Origin of the sequence: Kribbella sp. NPDC048928 (assembly GCF_043197975.1) — a bacterium.
Taxonomy (GTDB): Bacteria; Actinomycetota; Actinomycetes; order Propionibacteriales; family Kribbellaceae; genus Kribbella.
Genome location: NZ_JBICUC010000006.1, coordinates 26,538 through 48,044 on the forward strand (window position 1 = coordinate 26,538; position 21,507 = coordinate 48,044).

Below are 21,507 nucleotides of genomic sequence, written 5' to 3' on the forward strand. Positions count from 1 at the left end.
CGCTAGGCGAGGACGGTCGCGAGCGCCTCGTAGCCGGGGAGCAGGTCGATGCCTTCGTGGCCGAGCAGCTGGATCGCGACGTGGTCGGCGCCAGCGTCCAGGTGTGCCTTCAGCCCGGCCGCGACCTCGACCGCGGAGCCGTGCAGCACCATCGCGTCGACGAGCCGGTCGCTGCCACCGTCGGCGAAGTCCTCGTCGGTGAAGCCGATCCGCTTGAAGTTGTTGGTGTAGTTGCTCAGCTGCAGGTACGTCGCCAGCCGGTCGCGGGCGGTGGTCCGCGCGATCTCCGGATCGGTCTCCAGCACCACCATCTGCTCGGGCGCGAGCAGCACCCCGCCGCCGAGCATCCGCCGCGCCTCGCGCGTGTGCTCCGGCGTGGTCAGGTACGGCAGCGCGCCGGCTGTCCGGGCGCCGGACAGTTGCAGCACCTTCGGCCCGAGCGCGGCCAGGGCGCGGCGGTCCACCGGCACCTTCGCGTCGTCGAGCTCGTCGAGGTAGCTCACGATCGTCGCGTACGGCGACTTGTACTCGCCGGTCGCCTCCCGGTGCCCGATCCCGACCCCGAGCAGGAACCGCCCCGGGTGCTCCTCCTCGAGCCGGTGGTACGAGGCCGCGACGTCGGCCGCCGGCGACTTCCAGATGTTGACGATGCTGGTGCCGACGGCAACCGAACTCGTTGCGGCCAGCAACACCTCGGCATCGCGCAGGCCGGTGTCCGGCGAGCCGCCCAGCCAGAGTGTGCCGTACCCGGCGCGCTCCACTCCCGCCGCGAGCTCCGGGCCGTGGTGCTGGCCGCCGTGCCAGACCCCATAGCGCCCCAGTTCGATCGCCACGCCGTGCTCCTCTCGTCGAACGTCCTGCAACAAGCATCCCTGACCACTACGAGTAGCCGTCAATGATGGTTGCCACGTCAACCAGACCATCCGATCGAGTGGTATGACCACAGCAGGCATACACTCGGCATCGACCTGGCAGCGTCCCCTCAACCGCCGGGCCGCGGACACAACGATGTGGGCCGCACACCTGGATCGTGAAAGAAGGGCAAGTTGTGAAGGTCGGAGTTCCCAAGGAAGTGAAGAACCACGAGTACCGGGTGGCGATCACCCCGTCCGGTGTGCACGAGTTCGTGCGCAGTGGGCACGAGGTTCTGATCGAGCAGGGGGCGGGCACCGGTTCGCTGATCCCGGACGACGAGTTCGTCGCCGCCGGGGCCCGGATCGTCGCCGAGGCGGACGACGTCTGGGCGGACGCGGAGCTGGTGCTCAAGGTGAAGGAGCCGGTGGCGGAGGAGTACCACCGGATGCGCAAGGACCAGGTCCTGTTCACGTACCTGCACCTGGCCGCGAGCCAGGAGACGACCGACGCGCTGCTGACGTCGGGCATCACCGGGATCGCCTACGAGACCGTGCAGTTGCCGGACGGGACGTTGCCGCTGCTGGCGCCGATGAGCGAGGTCGCCGGCCGGCTGGCGCCGCAGTCCGGCGCTTACCACCTGATGGCGCGCGGCGGCGGCCGCGGCGTGCTCCTCGGTGGCGTGTCCGGCGTGCACCCGGCCCGCGTGGTCATCCTTGGCGCCGGTGTCTCCGGGATGAACGCGGCCGCGATCGCGCTCGGCATGCAGGCACAGGTGCAACTGTTCGACCGCAACATCGCGCGGCTGCGGCAGGCGGACCAGATCTACCAGGGCCACCTGCTGACAATCGCCTCGAACGCGTACGAGATCGAGCGCGCCGTACTGGAGGCGGACCTGGTCATCGGCGCGGTGCTCGTCGTCGGTGCGAAGGCGCCGAAGCTGGTCACCAACGACATGGTCCGCCGGATGAAGCCGGGCAGCGTGCTCGTCGACATCGCGATCGACCAGGGCGGCTGCTTCGAGGACTCCCGTCCGACCACCCACGAGGACCCGGTGTACAAGGTCCACGAGTCGCTGTTCTACTGCGTCGCGAACATGCCCGGCGCGGTGCCGAACACGTCGACGTACGCGCTCACGAACGTCACCCTGCCGTACGCGATCGAGCTGGCGAACCTCGGCTGGCGCGAGGCGCTGAAGCAGGACCACAGCCTGGCGCTCGGCCTGAACACGTTCGACGGCCACGTCACGTACGGCCCGGTCGCGGAGGCGCACGACCTGTCGCAGCTGAAGCTGGACGAGGTGCTGGTCTGAGTATCAGCCGGGCGGTCAGTACGTACCTTGACCACCTGACGGTGGAGCGCGGCCTGGCCGCGAACACCCTGGCGTCGTACCGGCGTGACCTACGCCGGTACGGCGGCTACCTCGCCGAAGCGGAGATCGACGACCTCGGCCGGATCACGGAGGCCGTGGTCAGCGGCTTCCTGATGCGGTTGCGGGAGGGGGACGCGGACCATCCGCCCCTGACCGCGTCCAGTGCGGGCCGGACGGTGGTGGCGGTCCGCGGGTTCCACAAGTTCTGTGTCCGCGAGGGCCTGACCGAGGCGGACCCTGCGGCAGCTGTGAAGCCACCTGTGCCACCGCAGCGGCTCCCCAAGGCGCTGTCCGTCGACGAGGTGACACGGATCCTCTCGGCAGCCGCGGGCGCCGACGCGGAACCAGCTGTGCTGGCCACGCGGGACGCCGCGTTGCTGGAGTTCCTGTACGGCACCGGTGCCCGCATCTCGGAGGCGGTCGGGCTGGACGTCGACGACATCGACGTGGAGGCGGCCGCCGTCCTGCTCCGCGGCAAGGGTGGCAAAGAGCGGGTAGTACCCGTCGGTACGTACGCCCGTGAAGCACTGTCGGCGTACCTGGTCCGTGGCCGTCCCGACCTGGTGTTGAGAGGCCGTGGCACTCCCGCACTGTTCTTGAACGCCCGCGGTGGCCGCCTGTCCCGGCAGAGCGCTTGGACGGTGCTGCGTCGCGCGGCACAGCGCGCCGGCATCGCGAAGGAGATCTCACCGCACACGCTGCGGCACTCGTACGCGACCCACCTGCTCGACGGCGGCGCCGACGTACGCGTGGTGCAGGAGCTACTCGGACACGCCTCCGTGACAACCACGCAGGTCTACACGCTCGTCACCGTCGACAAACTGCGCGAGGTCTACGCAACCTCCCACCCGCGAGCGCTCTGAGCCGTAGGGTGCAGCCGTGGCTGACGAAGCTCAGGAACGGCATGCGAGTTGGCTGGAGCTGTTCTTCGACCTGACGGTGGTCGCTGCTGCAGCGCAGATCTCGCACCGGCTGCACAGTGCGGAGAGCGTCGGGCAGATCGCCGCCTGCGGGGCGATGTACTACGCGATCTGGAGCGTCTGGACCACGACCAGCGTCTACGCGAACGTCGCGGGCGAGCGGACCCGGCAACGCGCCGTACTGCGGACCATGCTCGGCATCGCGATCATGGCGGCATCGGTTCCGGGCGTCTGGCCGCAACTGCTGCCGGGGGAGCATCACGACGTACCGGAGCACCGGACGTGGGTGTTCGTCGTGGCCTTCTTGCTCTGCCGGGGGATCGCTTCCCGGTCGGCCGCACGGGACGGGCAGGTGGTGACGTTCTGGCCGGCCACGCAGACCGTTGCGGCGACTCCGTGGGTCGTGTCGCTGTTCGTACCCGAGCCGATCGCGTACGTGCTGTGGGGCGTCGCGATCGCCGTCGACATCGCGTTCTCGATGCTCGGTGCGACCAGTACGCAGATGGTCGAGCGGATGACCCTGCGGGCGCGGCGGCGTCAGGAGGACCGGGACAAGCGCGAGTCCAGGCGGCTGGACGAGCTCATCCGGCGCGGTGTCTCACCGGGCCGGTTGCCGGATGCGTCCCCGACGCTCATCTCGGTCGCACAGGTCGAGCGCGGGCATCTGAGCGAGCGGCTCGGGCTGTTCGTCATCATCGTCCTCGGCGAGGCGCTGGCACAGGTGGTGGCAGCGAACGGCGATCAGGACTGGACGCGCGGCGTGGTGCTCGGGTCGCTGGCCGCGTTCCTGCTGGTGGTGCAGTTGTGGCGGTTGACCTCGGAGTACGGGTTCACGCCGGCGCCCCGACGTACCAAGGCGCTGGAGCCGTGGCAGGCGTTGCCGGCGCATCTCGGTGTCACTGCGGCGATCGTGGCGATCGCGTCCGGCCTGGGCGCACTGATCCCGGAGGCGGCGGAGCATCTGCATGCGAAGGACCGGTGGTACCTGTTCGGTGGGCTGGTGCTGTACCTGCTGACCAGTGTGTTCGCGGGGCTGGCCGGGCGGTCGCCCCTGCGGTGGTACCTGGGCTGGGTGCTGCCGAGTGCGCTGGTGGCGGTGCTGGGCGGGGTCTTCGGCCACCTGGCGCAGGGCTGGGTGCTGGCCGCGCTCGCCTGGCTGGTGCTGGCCTGGTTCGCGTCGTACAACCGGCTGGTGAAGACGGGGACCCCCGGTGCACACGGTTCATGAACGGTGTGCGATCATCTCGTCACGTCCGGTCATCGCCAGCGGGTGACCGGACGAGTTCGGAGCTTTGTCGACAAACCACCCGACCCCGGTGCGGAGTGGCTGGTTGAGAGTGCTTGAATGCACGCTTACAGTCGCATGCGTCGCCCGTATCGGTTGAAAGGTTTGGCGAGTCATGAACGAGTCGACATTCCCGGGCACCGAACACGTGATGGGCCGCCTCTCGGGGCACGTTTCCGACCCGGAGCCGGTCCAGCCGATCAGCACGCCACCCCAGCACAGCACCCCGCCCCGTCCGGCCCCGGTGCCGGCGCGAGCCCTGCCCGACAACTATGCGGAGATGCCGAAGCCGACGGCCAAGCTCACCGCGGAGGATCTTGCACCCGTGAACGACCCGAACGGCCCGCGCCACAAGATCGGGCCGACCGGCCGGCCGTTGCCCGACCTGCCGGAGCCGCAGCCCCCGACCAAGACCGGTCCGGCGCAGGTGATCGCGATGTGCAACCAGAAGGGTGGCGTCGGCAAGACCACCACCACGATCAACCTCGGCGCAGCGATCGCCGAGACCGGTCGCAAGGTGCTCCTGATCGACTTCGACCCGCAGGGTTCCGCCTCGATCGGCCTCGGCGTGCAGCCGCACGACCTCGAGTTGTCGGTCTACAACCTGCTGATGCAGCGCGACATCACGCCGGACGAGGTGATCCAGCCGACCCGTGTGGAGAACCTCGACCTGCTACCGGCCAACATCGACCTGTCCGCCGCCGAGGTGCAGCTGGTCCAGGAGGTGGCCCGCGAGTACACGCTGCAGCGGGTGCTGGACCCGATCATCCCGCTGTACGACGTGATCCTGATCGACTGCGCCCCGTCGCTCGGCCTGCTCACCGTGAACGCGCTGACCGCGTCGAACGGCATCGTGGTCCCGCTGGAGTGTGAGTTCTTCGCGCTCCGGGGCCTCGCGATGCTGACCGACACGATCGCCAAGGTGCAGGACCGGCTGAACCCGAAGCTCGAGATCGTCGGGATCCTCGGCACCATGTTCGACGGGCGCACGACGCACGCCCGGGAGGTCCTCGACCGGGTGGTCCAGGCCTTCGACGAACGAGTCTTCCACACCGTTATCCGGCGTACCGTCAAGTTCCCCGAGACCACGGTCGTCGGCGAGCCGATCACGACGTACGCTCCCTCGTCCCAAGCGGCTACTCAGTACCGCGACCTTGCCAAGGAGGTGCTGGCGCGTTGTCCCGCCGGGTGAGCCTGCCAGGTGCCAGTGAACTCTTCGGGGGTGCGGCACCGAAGCAGACCAGACCCGAGAAGCGCACCACCACCGATGGACCGCCGGACACCGTGCGGTCCAGTACGACGGTCGTCGACGACCGGAAGTCGAGTGGTCGGATCCGGCACGACACGAAGATCACCGTGTACGTGACGGAGGAGGAGCTGCTCGGCCTGGAACAGACCAGACTCGCGCTCCGCGCCGAGCACGGCCTGATGGCCGACCGCGGCCGGATCGTCCGCGAGGCGATCGACGTCCTGCTCGCCGACTTCGTCGACCACGGGCCGGACTCGGTGCTCGTCCGGCGGCTGAAGGCCTCGGAGTGACCGTGTCCGCCACGGACCCGCTGGACCCGCTCGACCTGGACACCGCTGGTGCTGTTGGCGAAGGTGCTGTTGCCGAGGGCAAGGGGTTCAGTGTTCATCTGGAGAACTTCGAGGGCCCGTTCGACCTGCTGCTGCAGCTGATCTCGAAGCACAAGCTGGACATCACCGAGATCGCGCTCTCGGTGATCACCGACGACTTCATCGCGCACATCAAGGCGCTCGGGTCGGAGTGGGACCTGGACCAGACGTCGGAGTTCCTGCTGATCGCCGCCACGCTGCTCGATCTGAAGGCGGCGCGGTTGCTGCCGAAGGGCGAGGTCGAGGACGACGAGGACCTGGCGCTGCTCGAGGCGCGGGACCTGTTGTTCGCGCGGCTGCTGCAGTACCGGGCGTTCAAGCAGATCGCGGCGCTGGTGCAGGACCGGATGGCTGCGGAGTCGAAGCGGTTCCCGCGGGCGGTCGGGGTGGAGCCGCGGTTCGCGGAGCTGCTGCCGGAGGTACTGCTCGGGATCGATCCGGCCGGGCTGGCCGCGCTCGCCGCGCGGGCGCTGGCGCCGAAGAACGACGTACCGCCTGGTGTGTCGCTGGAGCACCTGCACGCGCCGGCCGTCACGGTACGGGAGCAGGCGGTTGTGATCGTGGACCGGCTGCGGAGGCAGCGGAGCGCGACGTTCAGGTCGCTGGTCGCGGACTCGCCGGACACCGTCACCACGGTGTGCCGGTTCCTCGCATTGCTGGAGCTGTTCCGCGAGGCGGCGGTGTCGTTCGACCAGGTGACGCCACTCGGTGAGCTGACGATCCGCTGGACCGGCGCCGACCAGGGCGAGGTCGACGTCAGCGACGAGTTCGACGAGGAACACCAACCGGCCGACGAGTCCGGCGAGGCTCCCCGCGTGGAAGAAGACTCCAGCTTCCTGGAACCAGGCCCCAGCGCCACCGACGAATCCGACATCGAGCCCTCCGCCTCGCCCGCCGACGCATCCAACATCGACCCGGGTCCCGCCCTGGCCCCAGCACCCGACGAGACGGCAAACCAGTGACCGACGAGACCCCCGCTCCCACCCAGGGTGAAGACCACTCCGCACCCGAAGCGCCCCACACCTCAGCCGTGGTTGGGGAGGATCTTCCCCCCGAATCGGCCCAAAATCCTCCCCAGCCTGAGCAGACCACAGCAACCAACGGCCCGGAGCAGTCTGACGCGGCGCAGTCTGACCCGGTGCAGTCTGACCTGGAGCAGTCTGACGTGGAGGCCGGTGCCGGCCCGTTCGCGTACGTCGACGAATCGGGTGACGTGGCGGATGGTGCTGGTGACGATCACTTGCCTGCTGGGCAGGGGATGTTGCCGGTGGGCGACGAGGTTGTTGTCGACGACCTGACCATGCGGCGCGCGCTCGAGGCGATACTGATGGTGACGGACGAGCCGTTGCCGGTGCTCACACTGGCGCGGGCGATCGGGCGTCCTACCGGTGACATTGCGGGCGCGCTGGCGGAGTTGGCGGCGGAGTACACCGAGCAGGGGCGCGGGTTCGACCTGCGTGAGGTGGGCGGTGGCTGGCGGTACTACACCCGCGCCGACGCCGCGCAGTACGTCGAACGCTTCGTCCTCGACGGTCAGCAGTCGCGCATTACTCAGGCTGCGCTGGAGACGCTTGCTGTGGTCGCGTACAAGCAGCCGGTCAGCCGGGCGCGCGTGTCCGCGATTCGCGGCGTGAACGTGGACGGTGTGATGCGTACGCTCGTCGCCCGCGGTCTCGTCGAGGAAGCAGGCGCCGACACCGAATCCCAGGCGACCCTGTACCGCACCTCGACGTACTTCCTGGAACGCATGGGCATGCAGTCCCTCGACGACCTCCCCGAACTGGCCCCGTACCTCCCCGAAATGGACGACATCGAGGAAGAGCTGGCCGCCCAGTCCCTCCCACCCACCACCCCAGAAGCCCCCGCAAACCCCACCACCTCCGAGCCAGAAAACGAGGAGCCCCCAACCACACCCCCCTCGCCCAAAACCTCCCCCACCCCCGCACCCCCCGACCAAGACAACTCCACCGACGCGGACAACGCGGACAACGACTCCACCGACGCGGACAACGCTGAGGACGACTCCACCGGCGAGGGTGCCGAGGCGCTCGCGGGTACGGCGGACGAGGTGGAGGACGACTCCACCGGCGAGGGTGCCGAGGCGCTCGCGGGTACGGCGGACGAGGTGGAGGACGACTCCACGGACGCGGGCGACGCGGGCGACGACTCCGGCGGCGAGGGTGCCGAGGTGCCCGCGGGTGCGGCGGACTCGCCGGAAGCTGCCACCTCCGAGGGAGGGGACGAGCAGCTAGCAGGTGCGGAGTACGCGCCGGAGGCCTCCTCCGCCGACGCGGAGACGGAGGAGCCGGCAGGACGTTCGTACTCGGCGGAAGCATCCTCGGCCGAAGCTGCCGCTGGTGTGAACCAGCCGGAGACCAGTGCCGAGGACAACGCCCCGACCGACAACGACTGGACCGACGACGACTCCACCGACAAGGACTCGACCGACGCGGACGACGTGGAGGACGACTCCACCGACGATGCCGCCGAAGCGCTCGCGGGTACGGCGGACTCGCCGGAAGACGCCGACGCCGACGCGGCGGGGCGTTCGTACTCGGCTGAAGCTGTCGGTGGTGTGGAGCAGCAGGAGTTCGGTGCCGGGGGCAACGACTTAACCGACAGCTACGCGGGCGACGACTCCGCCGGCGCGGACGCGGCGGGGCGTTCGTACTCGGCTGAAGCTGTCGGTGGTGTGGAGCAGCAGGAGTTCGGTGCCGGGGACAACGACTCGGCTGACGGCGGCGCGGGCGACGGCGACTCGACCGATGATGGCGCGGGCGACAAGGACTCGACCGACGAGGGCTCGACCGACGGGGGTGCGGGCGACGGCGAGGATGGCTCTACTGATGGGGGTGACGTGGAGGGTGACTCCGCTGAGGACGTCGAGGTGGATGGTGGGCGCGTAGAGGTAGAGGGCGACGGGGTGGGGTCTTCTGCGGGGGCTGGTGGTTCTGGGTGGGTTGGGGATGGGGTGCGGGACGGTGGATGACGGTATTCGGTTGCAGAAGGTTTTGGCTCGGGCGGGGGTGGCTTCGCGGCGGAGTGCGGAGTTGATGATCGAGGAGGGGCGGGTCGAGGTCGACGGGCGGGTGGTGACGGAGTTCGGGGTCCGGGTGGATCCGGAGACCGCGGTCATCCGGGTCGACGGGGATCGGATCCCGCCGGTCAGCGCGAACGTGTACCTGGTGCTGAACAAGCCGCGCGGCGTCGTCACCACGATGTCGGACCCGCAGGGCCGCCCGTGCATCACCGACTTCGTGCAGGATCGCCCCGAGCGCCTGTTCCACATCGGCCGGCTCGACACCGACACCGAGGGGCTGTTGCTGCTCACGAACCACGGTGAGTTCGCGCACCGGCTGGCGCATCCGTCGTACGAGGTCTCCAAGACGTACGTCGCCGAGGTCGAGGGCAACGTCAAACCGGTCGTACTGCGCGACCTCCTGGACGGCGTCGTACTCGACGACGGCCACGCTCGCGCTGACACGGTGAAGATCGTCTCCACCGTCCCGGGCCGCACGCTGATCGAACTGAGCCTGCACGAGGGCCGGAACCGGATCGTCCGGCGGATGTTCGACGCGGTCGGCCACCCGGTGAAGCGGCTGACCCGGACCGCGATCGGCCCGGTCCGCCGCGGCAACCTGCACACCGGCGAACTCCGCGAACTCAACCCCAAGGAACTAGGCCAACTCCTCGACCTGGTAGAGCTCTAACCCGGCCCACAACACCAACGGATATCCGGCGCTTCTGTCGGATGTGTGGGCGGACGGGCGTGGGCGCCGGACATTTGGACAGGTAGTGCACCCCGAGACACCGTACGCGCACCGCACTTCCACGCTCAGGTGCACTACTCACCGACCAGACCCCAACCGACATGTCCTGTCGAACTGTCCGCCCCGCCACCCCAGACCACACGCAGCCAGCATCCACGCCTCGGAATCGGAGCGGTCGGTCCCCGCACATCGGACGCAAGAGACGGATACCACCGGTGTCGCGGGTTTCTCCACTCGCACACCACCGGAGAACCCAGGCGGGCTCAAGGGGTGATTGCAACACCTGTCGGTTGAGAGGTGTTGTGGTGGTTGGTCGTGGTGGTCGTCCTCGGTTTCCGGTGGAGTTGGAGTACGGGTTCTGGGAGGGGCTGGGTGTGGAGGCGCAAAGCGGGCGGGTGGGGGTGCGGGTGCCCAGGCCATCACAGTTGGTGTTGCGGGGTTTGGGTTGCGCTTAGGGGCGGCGGCGAGGGGCAGATGTGATGGCCTGGGGGTCCGCGATCGGCTACAGGTCGGCTTCTTCGGGTATGACTACGCTGTCGACCATGGCTTGGATGCGGTCGGTGGGGAGGGCGACGGCGATCGCCCAGTAGTAGATGATCAGGCTGAAGACGGCGACTGCGAGGATGTCCCACCAGAGTGGGAACCACGGGTGTGCGAGCGGGCCGAAGTCGCTGAGGAACACGATCAGCCCCATCCCGGCCAGGTACACCGGCAACCACTGCGCCGCGCGCAGGTCGAGTTGTGGGGTGATCGGGTTCAGCTTGAACACCCGGTTCCCGACCAGGATCACGTACCCGATCAGGATCGCGATGCCGAGCTTCCAGTCGGTCGTCCAGCCGGACCACAGGATCAGCAGGTTCGCGACCACGAACGCCAGCGGCGACAACCATGTTGCCCCCGGCAACCGGTACGGGCGGTTCGCCTCCGGTAGGCGCTGCCGGAACACCCCGAGCGACAGCGGCGCGCCGGCGTACATCAGCACGCTGGCGCTGGTGATCAGCCCGACCAGCGACCGCCAGCTCGGGAACGGCAGGAAGCAGACGCAGCCGATCACGAACGCGGTGATCAGGCCGACCCACGGTACGCCGCGCTGGTTGGTCTTCTCGAACACCGACGGCACGTACCCGTTCCGGCTCAACCCGTACGAGACCCGCGAGCTCCCGGTGATGTAGATCAGCCCGGTACCGCCGGGGGAGACGATCGCGTCGATGTACAGGATCGTGGCCAGCCAGCCGAGGCTGGTCAGCGTCGCGACCTGCGCGAACGGACCGGTCAACGTGTTGAACGCCGCCGTCGCCCAGGTGCCCTGCAGCTGTGAGGCCGGCAGCGCACCGAGGAACACGACCTGCAGCGCGATGTAGATCAGCGCACCGATCACGATCGAGCCGATCACCGCGCGCGGGATGTCCCGCCGTGGGTTGCTGCTCTCGCCGGCCAACTGGTCGGCCTGCTCGAACCCGAGCATCGCGAACACGATGCCGCTGGTCGAGACCGCCGAGAGGATGCCCTTCGCGCCGCCGGGGTTGAACCCGTTCGCCGCGGTGAAGTTGCTGCCGTGGAACTGGGCGATCGCCAGTACGAAGATCGTCAGCAACGGGATGCCGACCTTCCACCAGGTCGCGACGCTGTTCGTACGCGCCAGCAGCCGGATGCTGAGGAAGTTGATCGCGGTGATGACCGCCATCAACACGACGGCCACCACGATCCCCGGGCCGGTCAGGATGTGCTGCCCGCCGCTGGTCTTCTCCCAGCCCTTCGCGAACGAGTAGTGCGTGCCGTACGTGATCATCGCGAGCACCTCGATCGGCGCCACGGTCGCGGCCTGCAGCCAGGAGAACCAGCCGAACGATGCCCCGGCGGCGCCGCCGAACGCGTAGTGCGGGAAGCGTGCGGTGCCGCCGGAGACCGGATACATCCCGCCCAGTTCGGCGTGCACCAGCGCGAGGATCAGGATCGCGACGCCGCCGATCACCCAGGAGATGATCGCCGCGGGGCCGGCCGTGGACAGGGCGCCCTGGGCGCCGAACAACCAGCCGGAGCCGATGATGGATCCCTCCGACGCCCAGATCAGGCCGACGAAACCGATGTCACGTCGCAGTCCGGGCCGGCTCCGCTCCGTCGGGGAGTGTGTGGTGGAAGTAGCCATACCGGCACCATCGCCCCGTGGCGCGAGCGGTGCAGTAACGCTGGCTGCAGATCCTCCTACCGGCTAGCCGGTACGGCGATGTTCCGGCCTGCTGTGGCGACGTGGCGGGGTCGCGGATCGCATCCTGGCAGCACCAACCCCTGCGGCGATCGAAGGGTGCACGATGCGTAAACCAGAGCGGGCCGTGATACTGACCTTGGCGCTGATGGCAAGCCTTGTTGCTTGCGGCAACAACAACAAGGCGGCCGGCAGTGCGCCGCCGGCGAACACCAAGGTCGGCGTCCTGCTCCCGGACACCGCCTCGTCGCCCCGCTGGGTCTCCGCTGACCCGAACGAGCTGCGCAAGCAATGCGCGGACAACAAGCTGACCTGCTACATCGACAACTCCAACAACAGCGCGACCAACATGGAGTCGCAGGCGCAGGCGCTGATCAACCAGGGCGTCGGCGTCCTCCTGGTGACCAACCTGGACTCGGGATCCGGCAAGGCGATCGAGTCGCTGGCCAAGCAGCACAACGTGGTGACGATCGACTACGACCGGCTGACCACGGGCGGTACGGCGGCGTACTACGTCTCGTACGACAACGTGAAGGTCGGCGAGGACCAGGGCAAGGCGCTGGCCGCCTGCCCGCAGGTCGCCGGTAAGAGCGCGGTCGGGTACGTCGACATCGACGGCGCCCCGACCGACAACAACGCCACGCTGTTCGCGCAGGGGTACAACTCGGTGCTGTCCAAGCAACCGGGCTGGACGAAGCTCGGCGAGCAGACCGGCAACTGGGACCCGGCGACCGCACAGACCGTGTTCACCACGATGCTCGGCCGGCACCCGAGCCTCGGCGCCGTGATGGTTGCCAACGACACCATGGCGCAGTCGGTGATCAACGTCCTGAAGGCGCAGAACCTGGCCGGCAAGGTCGCGGTCGCCGGGCAGGATGCGACCGCGGGCGGCCTGGACAACGTGATGGAGGGCACCCAGTGCTTCACCATCTACAAGCCGGTCGCCGGTGAGGCGGACGTCGCGATCAAGCTCGCGGGACAGATCCTGTCCGGCCAGAAGCCGACCGCGCCGGCCACGATCAAGGATCCGACGAACGGCCGCGCGGTCCCGTCGTACCTGGCGGCGCCGACCGTGATCACCAAGAAGAACGTGGCCCTGCCGGTGACGGACGGGTACGAGACCGCGAAGTCGGTCTGCCCGACGCCCAGCCTGGTCAAGCTCTGCACCGAGAACGGTATCCACCTCCCGTGACGGCCCTGGAGCTGCACGGTGTCGGCAAGTCGTTCGGGCCGGTGGTGGCGTTGTCGTCGGTGGACTTCGGCGCCGCGGCCGGTGAGGTGACCGCGCTGGTCGGCGACAACGGCGCCGGCAAGTCGACGCTGGTCAAGTGCATCGGCGGCATCCACCGCATCGACGAGGGCGAGATCCTGATCGACGGTACGCCGCAGCAGCTGCACGAACCGCGGGACGCGGCCCGCCTCGGGATCGAGATCGTCCACCAGGACCTGGCGCTCTGCGACAACCTCGATGTCGTCGGCAACATGTTCCTCGGCCGCGAGCGGGTCGGCCGGCTGCACACCCTCGACGAGAACGCGATGGAACGGCTGGCCGCCGAGACGCTGGCGTCGCTGTCGGTCCGGACCGTCCGCTCGGTCCGCCAGAAGGTGGCGAGCCTGTCCGGTGGCCAGCGGCAGACGGTCGCGATCGCGAAGTCGGTGCTGTGGAGCTCGAAGATCGTGATCCTCGACGAACCGACCGCCGCGCTCGGCGTCGCACAGACCGAGCAGGTACTGGAACTCGTCCGCCGGCTGGCGGATCGCGGCGTCGCGGTCGTTCTGGTGTCGCACAACATGAACGACGTGATGCAGGTGGCCGACTCGATCGCGGTCCTGTTCCTCGGCCGGATGGCGGCCCAGGTCCGGCGGTCCGCGGTGACCCAGACGCAGGTCGTCGAGCTGATCACGTCGGGCCGATCGGAGGACCTGTGAGCACCGCAGTCGTGGATCGAGGACACCGGCAGCCGCGCGCGGTGGCGTCGTACGTTCGCGACTATGTCGCCCGGCTGCGCGGCGGTGAGCTCGGTTCGGCGCCGGCCGTGGTCGGGCTGGTCGTGATCACGGCGTTCTTCGCGATCGTTCATCAGGGCTTCCTGAGCGCGTACAACCTGGAGGCCCTGGTCATCCAGGCCGCGCCGATCATCGTGATGGCGATGGGGCTGGTCTTCGTGCTGCTGCTCGGCGAGATCGACCTGTCCGCGGGCACCACCGGCGGACTGTGCTCCGCGATCATGGCGGTGCTGATGCTGCGGCACGGCTGGTACTGGTGGCTCGCGGTGCTGGCCGGCCTCGCGGTCGGGCTGGCGATCGGTTTCGTGATGGGGTGGTTGCGGGCGCGGGCAGGGATCCCGTCGTTCGTGATCACGCTGGCGACGTTCCTGGCGTTCCAGGGCGCGACGCTGATCCTGGTCGGTGGTCAGGGTTCGCTGACCCTGCCGGCCGGTACGCCGCTGATCGGGTTGGAGAACAGCTTCGTACCGCTCTGGCTCGGCTGGACGCTGCTCGGCGTGTTCGTGGTCGGATACGCGGCGATCAAGCTGGCCGATGCGCGGGCGCGCCGCCGTGCCGGGCTGCCGGCGACACCGGTCGCGGTGATCGTGGCAAAGGTCCTCGTGGTCGCGCTGCTCGGGATCGTCTTCACGTACGAGATGGGTCTCAACCGCAACCTGATCAGCAACGCGTTCTTCAGCAACAAGGCGCAGGGTGAGCCGTGGGTCGTCGTACTGCTCACGCTGATGTTCGTCGTGTGGCACTTCACCCTCAGCAGGACGCGGTACGGGCGGCACGTGTATGCGGTCGGTGGGAACGAGGAGGCGTCTCGGCGCGGTGGTGTCGCGGTGTCGCGGATCCGCATCTCGGTGTTCGTGATCTGCTCGGGGATGGCGGCCGTGTCCGGTCTGGTCGCGGCGTCGTTGCTGCAGTCCGTGCAGTCGAACGCGGGCGCAGGCAACACCCTGCTGCTGGCGGTCGGTGCGGCGGTCATCGGCGGTACGTCGCTGTTCGGCGGCCGCGGGCGGATGATCGACGCTGTTCTCGGCGGTCTTGTGGTTGCCGTGATCATCAACGGCATGAGCGATTTGATCCAGGGCGCGAACTCGTCCGGGTACGAGTGGGTTGTGACCGGTGCCGTGTTGCTGCTGGCGGCCGGCTTCGACGCCGTCGTACGGCGCGGAAAGACCGCCTAGCTCTCGAGCAATCGCCGGATCGCCCTGGCGGAGAGGCTCGTTTTCGCGACGAACCCGATCGCCGGGCTGGCGGCGATCAGGTCCGCGTAGTCCTGCTCCGCGTGGCCGGAGATCAGGATCATCGGCGCCGGCTCGCCGTCGGCGCGCAGCCGGGTGATCAGGTCGAACCCGCTCTCGCCGCCGAGGTCGATGTCGACGAGCACGACGTCCGGCCGCAACCGCCCGATCAGGGCGGCGGCCTCGGCGGTCGTGGTCGCCGTACCGACGACTGTGACACCCTCGCGGACCAGCAGACCCTGGGCCGCCTCCAGAAAGCGCCGGCTGTCGTCGACGATCACGCACCGCATGGCACCAGCATCGCAGTGTCGAACGACGGTTGGCATTCCTGCTGCCGGTACTACGACGGCAGTGTGACCGTCAGCGTAGTCCCTTCACCAGAAGGGCTTTCGACGATCAGCGTCCCGTCGAGCGCGGCGATCCGGTCGGCGAGACCGACGAGGCCCGAGCCCTTCGCCGGGTCCGCTCCGCCGCGGCCGTCGTCGTGGACCGACAGTCGTAGTTCACCGTCGGCGTGCCGGATGTCGACCAGTGCGACGGAGGCGTCCGCGTGCTTGACGGCATTGGTGAGAGCCTCGGAGACGACGTAGTACGCGGCCGCTTCGATCGGTGCGGGGAGCCGGTCCGGTACGTCGACCCCGATCTCCACCGGGAGCTTCGCGCGGCGGGCCAGCATCCGTACCGCGGGGACGATCCCGCCCTGGGTCAGGATCGCCGGATGGATGCCGCGGGCAATCTCCCGCAACTCGTCGAGCGTCGCCGCCAGACCGTCCGCAACCCGATCGAGAGCGGTGCTTGCAGAGTCTGCAGGGTCGGCCTGGACTGCTCGTACGTCGAGGGTGAGGGAGACGAGCCGCTGCTGGATGCCGTCGTGCAGGTCGCGCTCGATCCGCCGCCGGGTCTCGTCCGACGCGCGCACGATCCGCGCCCGGGACGCGGCCAGATCGGCACTCGTCGTCCCCAGCGAGGAGGCCATCGTGTTGAACGTCCGCTCCAGCGTCCGGATCTCGCCGACGCCGGTCTCCGGCACCCGGACGCCGAGGTCGCCGGCCGCGAGCCGGTTCGCCATCTCGGCCGTCACCCGCACCGGCCGGACGATCGCCCGCGTCAGGTAACCGGCGAACCCGAGCACGAGGACGACGGAACCGGCGAGCCCGGCCATCGCCGCGATCACCGCACGATCGGCGATCGCGTCCGACTGCCGCTGCTCGCGCGCGGACAGCTGCTGCTCGGACGCGATCAACGCGTCGAGCACCGAACGGATCGCGCCGACCCGCCGCGTACCTTCGCTGATCGCGGCCTCCGTGCGGGCCGAGTCCGGGTCCTGTTGCGCGGCCTCGATCTGCGGCAACGAGTAGTCCTGCAGGTACGACGTGATGCTCCGCCCGGCCGCCTGTGCACGCGTGACCTCGTCCGGACTACCTGCGACCAGTTGCTCCAGCGCGGCGGTCTGCTGCGGCAGCTGGCCCGCTGCCTGCTCCCACGGCTGCAGGAACTTCTGCTGACCGGTGATGACGTAGTCACGCTGTCCCGTGGCCAGGTCCGCGACCAGCCGCTCCACCTGGTGCGCATTGGTCAGTACTGCGGAGGTGTGCTGCGCCTGATGCTCCGACGCCCGCAGCCCCTGTACGGAGATCAGCAACACGACGAACCCGGAGCCGACCAGCAGCATGAGCACCCCGCTGGCGGTCACCACCCGGCCGGCTACACCGCCGCGGGTCATCAGCGACCGTCCAGGTACCTCAGGACGGCCAAGACGCGACGGTGGTCGTCATCGGCTTCCGGGAGGTCCAGTTTGGTCAGGATGCTGCGGACGTGCTTCTCGACGGTCCCTTCGGTCACCCACAGCCGCCGAGCCACCCCGGCGTTCGAGCGTCCCTGGGCGACCAGGGAGAGCACCTCTCGCTCGCGCTCGCTCAGTACGGCTAGCGGGTCGTTGCGGTGCTGCGCGTCGACCAGCTCCTGCACCACGGCCGGGTCCACGACGGCACCACCGCGTGCGACCCGGCGCAGACTCTCCAGGAACTCCTCGACGTCCGTGACCCGGCTCTTGAGCAGATAGCCCACGCCATGCCCTGTGGCCATCAGCTGTAGTGCGTGCTCGACCTCGACGTGAGCCGACAGCAGCACCACCGCCGTGTCCGGGTGCTCGCGTCTGATCACATCGGCCGCGTCCAGCCCTTCCGTGGCGTGGTCCGGTGGCATGCGGATGTCGACAACCACCAGGTCCGGGGCCTGCCGGTGGACGAGATCCAGCAGGCCCGCGGCGTCGCCGGCCGTACCGAGCACAGCGAACCCGGACCGCTCGAGCAGACTGGCAAGCCCTTCGCGCAGCAGCACGTCGTCATCCGCAACAGCCACTCGCGTCCGCGTCACCGCTCCGCCTCTTGATCGCCTGGTAAACCCAGTGTCACCAGCCGATCAAGCCACTCACCCGGCAACTGTTCGCGGGCCCCGGCTCGCCCAGGTGGGCTGGCAAGCGCTTGCCGGAGTGGCATAGGGTGAGGCGGCAGGCATCACGCCGATCCGGGAGGAATGCGTTGTCTTCCACGCAAGCTGTCAGGTTCGCCGCAGTCGGGCTCGACCACGCCCACATCTTCGGTCAGATCGCCGGGCTGATCCGGGCCGGCGCCGAGTTCGTCGCGATGGCCACCGACGATCCGTCCGCCGCCGTCGCGGCCTCGGTCCGCGAGCGCTATCCGGACGTACCGGTGGCCGAGAGCCCGGAGGAGCTGGTCGGCCGGGACGGGATCGACCTGGTCGTGACCGCCGCCGTTCCGGACCGCCGTGGCCCGATCGCGATCGCCGCGCTGCTGGCCGGCAAGGACGTCGTCACCGACAAGCCCGGGTGCGTCAGCCTCGAGCAGCTCGAGGAGATCAAGAAGGCGGTCGACCGGAGCGGGCGGTTCTGGTCGGTCACGTTCTCCGAGCGCTTCGAGGTGCCGAGCGTGATCAAGGCCGGTGAGCTGGTCCGCGAGGGCCGCATCGGCACGGTCGTCCAGACACTCGGCCTCGGCCCGCACCGGATCGGGGACCGCGCGCACCTGTCCGGTGGCGCAGGCCGGCCGGCCTGGTTCTACGACAAGGCGCGGTACGGCGGCATCCTCACCGACATCGCGTCGCACCAGGTGGACCAGTTCCTGTGGTTCACGGGCGCACGGACCGCCGAGGTGGTCGCCAGTACGGTCGGGAACTTCGGCAACGCCGACGAGCCAGGGCTGCAGGACTTCGGCGAGATCCTGCTGCGCAGTGAGAACGCCCAGGGCTACATCCGCGTCGACTGGTACACGCCGCAGGGCCTCAAGACCTGGGGCGACGGGCGGCTGATGATCCTCGGCACCGATGGTTACATCGAGCTGCGCAAGTACGTCGACATCGCGGGACGGGACGGCGGTGACCACCTGTTCCTGGTCAACCAGGAGGGCACGCAGTACATCGACTGCTCGGACGTCCGCACCACGTACTACGAGGACCTGATCCACGACGTACAGGAGCGCACCACGACCGCCGCGCCGCAGGAGCACACCTTCGAGACCATGCGCCTGGCCTTGACCGCCCAGCAGCAGGCAGCCCTCCGCGGCGCCGCCCGCTGAGTCGCTCTAGCTGCCGTAACGCAGGGAGCGCTGGAAGAACTCGCGCACCAGACGCCGTACGACGGGAACACCGCAGCGGGTGGCTCCGACCAGCTTGGCGCGCTGAGCCGGCGTCATGAGCCCGGCAGACTCCAGCTGCGGTGCGAACGCGGCGTAGTCCGTCCAGATCCAGTGGTTGGCTTCGGACACCTGTACGCGTCGTACCGGCCCGCCCTGAGCCATCACTGCGGACCAGGTGCGGTCGAAGCGAGCGTCCCGGAACCCGTCCGTTCCGGCCAGCAGCAGGGGTTTGCGGGCGATCGAGTAGAGCTCACCGTCCAGGGCGTCGAGATAGCCCTCCATGTTCACCGCCGCGCGGACCAGTGGGTGCGACAACACCACTGCGGCCGTAGCGCCACCAGCAGAGTGCCCGTACACGCCCACTCGCCGCAGGTCGATGGAGCTGTGCAGCACGGACAGGTGGTCGAGTACGAACCGCAGGTCCGCGAAGCGGGTGTCCATCATCAGCCGCGACCGCACTGGGTCCGTCTGTACGTCCGGACCGATCTCAATGACGCGCAGGCGCCCATCGGGGAACACGACCTCGCTTGCCTCACCAGGGTGGTCCACCGTCACCACTACGTACCCGTGACTGGCCAGTTCCTCCGCGAGCGAGGTGCCGATAGTCCGCGGGTCCGCACCAGCTGGGCTGTAGAGCAGCGTTGGCCGCCGGCCGGGCAGTGCGGGCGCGTCGACGTACGCGTGAGACAGGGTGGCGCCCCAGTTCACTCCACTGGCCGGGAGCTCTGGGTGAAGGACGCCGGCATCCAGTTGCGTGAAGACGGCTGCCGCGGCCGGTTGGAGCTGGGGCGCGCGCTGGTGGCCGCGTACGACGGTTGCCGGGTAGAAGATCGTCAGCGCGATCTCGCGGTTCGGAGTGCCGTCCCATGGGTCGGAGCGGCGGGTGTCGGTCAGTGCGCGGGTCGTCGTGCCGACGGGCCACCGGCCGGTCAGGGCGGGGAGTCGCAGCGACAGGCTGGTTGCTGCCGACGCTGTCTGGACTGTGGTCAGCGCAGAGGCGGCGGTTACGGCCGTTGTGGTGAGGAATGTGCGTCGTCTCATGCTGGTGACGCTGCCAGCTCCGGTCCGGTACGGGAGGTGATTCGGGCGGATCTCCACCCGGACTTCCAGCTCTGGGTGGAGCATCAAAGGGATAACGCCCGACGACGGCGCGCCTGCGACAGGCCCCGGTTGTCGGAGGGGCGCCGTAGTGTGGGTGATGTGAACCGGCGAATCTTCGGTCTGGAGAACGAGTACGGCGTCACCTGTACGTTCCGCGGGCAGCGGCGACTGACCCCGGACGAGGTGGCCCGGTACTTGTTCCGGCGTGTGGTGTCCTGGGGACGGAGCAGCAACGTCTTCCTCCGCAACGGTGCCCGGTTGTACCTCGACGTGGGCTCCCACCCGGAGTACGCGACCGGCGAGTGCGACTCGGTCACCGACCTGATCGCGCACGACAAGGCAGGTGAGCGGATCCTCGAGGGCCTGCTCGTCGACGCGCAGAAGCGGCTGCACGACGAGGGCATCTTCGGCGACGTCTACCTGTTCAAGAACAACACCGACTCGGCCGGCAACAGCTACGGCTGCCACGAGAACTACCTGGTCAGCAGGCACGGCGACTTCGCGAAGCTCGCCGACGTGCTGATCCCGTTCCTGGTCACCCGGCAGCTGATCTGCGGCGCCGGCAAGGTGCTGCAGACGCCGCGCGGCGCGGTGTACTCCGTGTCGCAGCGGGCCGAGCACATCTGGGAAGGGGTCTCCAGTGCGACGACCCGGTCCCGGCCGATCATCAACACCCGCGACGAGCCGCACGCGGACGCCGAGCGGTTCCGCCGGCTGCACGTGATCGTCGGCGACTCGAACATGTCTGAGACCACGATGCTGCTCAAGGTGGCCAGCACCGACCTGGTGCTGCGGATGATCGAGGCCGGCATCGTGATGCGCGACCTGACCCTGGACAACCCGATCCGGGCGATCCGGGAGATCAGCCACGACATGACCGGCCGCCGCGAGGTCCGGCTGGCGAACGGGCGCGAGGCGTCGGCGCTGGACATCCAGACGGAGTACCTGACCAAGGCGCGCGACTTCGTCGACCGCCGCGAGCTCGGGACACCGGCCGTCGAGCGGGCGCTGTCGCTGTGGGAGCGGACGCTGAAGGCGATCGAGTCCGGCGACCTGTCCGGGATCGAGCGCGAGATCGACTGGGTGATCAAGTACCGGCTGATCGAGCGGTACCGGTCGCAGAACAACCTCGGCCTGGCCAGCCCGCGGGTCGCGCAGCTGGATCTGGCGTACCACGACATCCACCGCCCGCGTGGGCTGTACTACCTGCTCGAGCGCAAGGGCGCGGTTACCCGGGTCGTCGACGACCTGCGGGTGTTCGAGGCCAAGTCGGTGCCGCCGCAGACCACGCGGGCGCGGCTGCGCGGCGAGTTCATCAAGCGGGCCCAGGAGCGCCGGCGCGACTTCACCGTCGACTGGGTGCACCTGAAGCTCAACGACCAGGCCCAGCGCACGGTGCTGTGCAAGGACCCCTTCAAGTCCCACGACGAAAGAGTCGAAAAGCTCATCGCGAGCATGTAGGGAAAGCGGGGATGCGGTGAGGGTCCACGACGAA

General features: G+C 68.9%; 19 protein-coding genes. 13 read left to right on the top strand and 6 right to left on the bottom strand.

All coding sequences use genetic code 11. From position 1 onward, the window contains the following. Positions 1-2: 2 nt before the first annotated feature. The gene (locus tag ACGFI6_RS25380; protein ID WP_393122588.1) at positions 3-833 is read right to left on the bottom strand and encodes an LLM class F420-dependent oxidoreductase; all 831 of its coding nucleotides are present in this window, start codon (positions 831-833) and stop codon (positions 3-5) included. 215 nt (positions 834-1,048) lie between these two features. Between ACGFI6_RS25380 and ald the strand changes: the two genes are divergently transcribed. The 8 genes from ald (at position 1,049) to ACGFI6_RS25420 (ending at position 9,756) form a co-directional block, all read left to right on the top strand. Continuing rightward, positions 1,049-2,164, top strand: a complete 1,116-nt coding sequence (gene ald / locus ACGFI6_RS25385) for an alanine dehydrogenase (RefSeq protein ID WP_393122590.1) — start codon at positions 1,049-1,051, stop codon at positions 2,162-2,164. After that, positions 2,161-3,087, top strand: a complete 927-nt coding sequence (xerD, locus tag ACGFI6_RS25390; RefSeq protein WP_393123675.1) for a site-specific tyrosine recombinase XerD — start codon at positions 2,161-2,163, stop codon at positions 3,085-3,087. Before ald ends, xerD begins: the two co-directional genes overlap by 4 nt. A 16-nt stretch (positions 3,088-3,103) precedes the next feature. Then, positions 3,104-4,372 (top strand): low temperature requirement protein A, encoded by a 1,269-nt coding sequence (locus ACGFI6_RS25395; protein WP_393122592.1) that lies wholly within the window; start codon positions 3,104-3,106, stop codon positions 4,370-4,372. Between the two features lie 337 nt (positions 4,373-4,709). Beyond that, a complete protein-coding gene (locus ACGFI6_RS25400; RefSeq protein WP_393123677.1) occupies positions 4,710-5,621 on the top strand; it encodes a ParA family protein in 912 nt (303 codons plus the stop codon). Beyond that, complete coding sequence (locus ACGFI6_RS25405; protein WP_393122594.1) at positions 5,606-5,968, top strand: hypothetical protein; 363 nt, start codon at positions 5,606-5,608, stop codon at positions 5,966-5,968. The genes ACGFI6_RS25400 and ACGFI6_RS25405 overlap by 16 nt, the downstream gene beginning before the upstream one ends. A 2-nt stretch (positions 5,969-5,970) precedes the next feature. After that, positions 5,971-7,008: a segregation and condensation protein A gene (locus ACGFI6_RS25410; protein ID WP_393122596.1), complete on the top strand. Its 1,038-nt coding sequence runs from the start codon at positions 5,971-5,973 to the stop codon at positions 7,006-7,008. A gap of 176 nt (positions 7,009-7,184) precedes the next feature. Further along, complete coding sequence (gene scpB / locus ACGFI6_RS25415; protein WP_393122598.1) at positions 7,185-9,035, top strand: SMC-Scp complex subunit ScpB; 1,851 nt, start codon at positions 7,185-7,187, stop codon at positions 9,033-9,035. Continuing rightward, positions 9,013-9,756 (top strand): pseudouridine synthase, encoded by a 744-nt coding sequence (locus ACGFI6_RS25420; RefSeq protein WP_393122600.1) that lies wholly within the window; start codon positions 9,013-9,015, stop codon positions 9,754-9,756. The genes scpB and ACGFI6_RS25420 overlap by 23 nt, the downstream gene beginning before the upstream one ends. 562 nt (positions 9,757-10,318) lie before the next feature. On the opposite strand, the gene ACGFI6_RS25425 is transcribed toward ACGFI6_RS25420, so the two are convergent. Further along, positions 10,319-11,962 carry an APC family permease gene (locus tag ACGFI6_RS25425; protein WP_393122602.1) on the bottom strand — a complete coding sequence of 548 codons (1,644 nt, stop codon included), beginning with the start codon at positions 11,960-11,962 and terminating at the stop codon, positions 10,319-10,321. Between the two features lie 205 nt (positions 11,963-12,167). Between ACGFI6_RS25425 and ACGFI6_RS25430 the strand changes: the two genes are divergently transcribed. From ACGFI6_RS25430 to ACGFI6_RS25440, 3 genes are read left to right on the top strand one after another with little or no spacing between them, the layout of a single operon-like run. Further along, the gene (locus ACGFI6_RS25430) at positions 12,168-13,211 is read left to right on the top strand and encodes a sugar ABC transporter substrate-binding protein (RefSeq protein ID WP_393122604.1); all 1,044 of its coding nucleotides are present in this window, start codon (positions 12,168-12,170) and stop codon (positions 13,209-13,211) included. Then, positions 13,208-13,948 carry an ATP-binding cassette domain-containing protein gene (locus tag ACGFI6_RS25435; protein WP_393122605.1) on the top strand — a complete coding sequence of 247 codons (741 nt, stop codon included), beginning with the start codon at positions 13,208-13,210 and terminating at the stop codon, positions 13,946-13,948. The genes ACGFI6_RS25430 and ACGFI6_RS25435 overlap by 4 nt, the downstream gene beginning before the upstream one ends. Next, positions 13,945-15,201 (top strand): sugar ABC transporter permease, encoded by a 1,257-nt coding sequence (locus ACGFI6_RS25440; protein WP_393122607.1) that lies wholly within the window; start codon positions 13,945-13,947, stop codon positions 15,199-15,201. Before ACGFI6_RS25435 ends, ACGFI6_RS25440 begins: the two co-directional genes overlap by 4 nt. Here the strand turns inward: ACGFI6_RS25440 and ACGFI6_RS25445 are convergent. The 3 genes from ACGFI6_RS25445 to ACGFI6_RS25455 are packed head-to-tail and all read right to left on the bottom strand — an operon-like array spanning position 15,198 to position 17,634. Beyond that, positions 15,198-15,548: a response regulator gene (locus tag ACGFI6_RS25445; RefSeq protein ID WP_393122609.1), complete on the bottom strand. Its 351-nt coding sequence runs from the start codon at positions 15,546-15,548 to the stop codon at positions 15,198-15,200. The genes ACGFI6_RS25440 and ACGFI6_RS25445 overlap by 4 nt on opposite strands. Positions 15,549-15,598: 50 nt before the next feature. Beyond that, entirely contained in the window at positions 15,599-16,981 is a 1,383-nt protein-coding gene (locus tag ACGFI6_RS25450; RefSeq protein ID WP_393122611.1) for a CHASE3 domain-containing protein, read from the bottom strand. Next, positions 16,981-17,634, bottom strand: a complete 654-nt coding sequence (locus ACGFI6_RS25455) for a response regulator (protein ID WP_393122613.1) — start codon at positions 17,632-17,634, stop codon at positions 16,981-16,983. Before ACGFI6_RS25455 ends, ACGFI6_RS25450 begins: the two co-directional genes overlap by 1 nt. Positions 17,635-17,798: 164 nt before the next feature. Between ACGFI6_RS25455 and ACGFI6_RS25460 the strand changes: the two genes are divergently transcribed. After that, a complete protein-coding gene (locus ACGFI6_RS25460; RefSeq protein ID WP_393122615.1) occupies positions 17,799-18,851 on the top strand; it encodes a Gfo/Idh/MocA family protein in 1,053 nt (350 codons plus the stop codon). Between the two features lie 6 nt (positions 18,852-18,857). Here the strand turns inward: ACGFI6_RS25460 and ACGFI6_RS25465 are convergent, their stop codons facing one another. Further along, a complete protein-coding gene (locus ACGFI6_RS25465) occupies positions 18,858-19,952 on the bottom strand; it encodes an alpha/beta hydrolase (RefSeq protein WP_393122617.1) in 1,095 nt (364 codons plus the stop codon). Between the two features lie 159 nt (positions 19,953-20,111). On the opposite strand from ACGFI6_RS25465, the gene pafA reads away from it, so the two are divergent. Then, a complete protein-coding gene (pafA, locus tag ACGFI6_RS25470; protein WP_344202029.1) occupies positions 20,112-21,473 on the top strand; it encodes a Pup--protein ligase in 1,362 nt (453 codons plus the stop codon). Positions 21,474-21,507: the final 34 nt, after the last annotated feature.

Coding starts and splice junctions, on each gene's coding strand:
- ACGFI6_RS25420 (WP_393122600.1), top strand. CDS start 9,013: ATGGGGTGCGGGACGGTGGATGACGGTATTCGGTTGCAGAAGGTTTTG.
- ACGFI6_RS25445 (WP_393122609.1), bottom strand. CDS start 15,548: ATGCGGTGCGTGATCGTCGACGACAGCCGGCGCTTTCTGGAGGCGGCC.
- ACGFI6_RS25465 (WP_393122617.1), bottom strand. CDS start 19,952: ATGAGACGACGCACATTCCTCACCACAACGGCCGTAACCGCCGCCTCT.
- ACGFI6_RS25450 (WP_393122611.1), bottom strand. CDS start 16,981: ATGACCCGCGGCGGTGTAGCCGGCCGGGTGGTGACCGCCAGCGGGGTG.
- ACGFI6_RS25400 (WP_393123677.1), top strand. CDS start 4,710: ATGCCGAAGCCGACGGCCAAGCTCACCGCGGAGGATCTTGCACCCGTG.
- ACGFI6_RS25430 (WP_393122604.1), top strand. CDS start 12,168: ATGGCAAGCCTTGTTGCTTGCGGCAACAACAACAAGGCGGCCGGCAGT.
- ACGFI6_RS25425 (WP_393122602.1), bottom strand. CDS start 11,962: ATGGCTACTTCCACCACACACTCCCCGACGGAGCGGAGCCGGCCCGGA.